This is a genomic window from Rossellomorea aquimaris (genome assembly GCF_008180865.1).
Lineage (GTDB): Bacteria > Bacillota > Bacilli > Bacillales > Bacillaceae_B > Rossellomorea > Rossellomorea yichunensis.
The window spans coordinates 1-595 of sequence record NZ_VTEX01000014.1 but is presented as its reverse complement, the minus strand read 5'-3'; the positions used below and the strand labels follow the sequence as shown (position 1 = coordinate 595).

The 595-nt window shown below is 44.9% G+C and carries 2 rRNA genes; both read right to left on the bottom strand.

Annotation, left to right across the window (positions count from 1 at the left end):
- Positions 1-181: ribosomal RNA gene (locus FZC88_RS23755) — 23S ribosomal RNA — on the bottom strand; the annotation flags it as partial.
- A 197-nt stretch (positions 182-378) separates the two neighbouring features.
- Positions 379-595, bottom strand: a 16S ribosomal RNA gene (locus FZC88_RS23750); the annotation flags it as partial.

Genomic DNA, 595 nt, shown 5'->3' with positions numbered 1-595 from the left:
GCCTTCCATACTCTATGTATTCAAGTAAGGATATTGTTCCATTACGAACAATGGGTTCCCCCATTCGGAAATCTCTGGATCAAAGCTCACTTACAGCTCCCCAAAGCATATCGGTGTTAGTCCCGTCCTTCGTCGGCTCCTAGTGCCAAGGCATCCACCGTGCGCCCTTCATAACTTAACCGAATTGGTTGTTACATCAGGTTTAAAACCTAAAATGGCGATACTCGGTAATTTCTTGACTATCAATTTATCTTTATCTAGTTTTCAAAGAACAAATCCGTTTTTATCTCGTAAGAGACAAAAAGTTTTGATAGTAATTAAACCATCAAAACTGAACAAAACTTCGACTGTCAAACGTTTTAGTTAAATCTTCCTTAGAAAGGAGGTGATCCAGCCGCACCTTCCGATACGGCTACCTTGTTACGACTTCACCCCAATCATCTGTCCCACCTTAGGCGGCTGGCTCCAAAAGGTTACCTCACCGACTTCGGGTGTTACAAACTCTCGTGGTGTGACGGGCGGTGTGTACAAGGCCCGGGAACGTATTCACCGCGGCATGCTGATCCGCGATTACTAGCGATTCCAGCTTCATGTA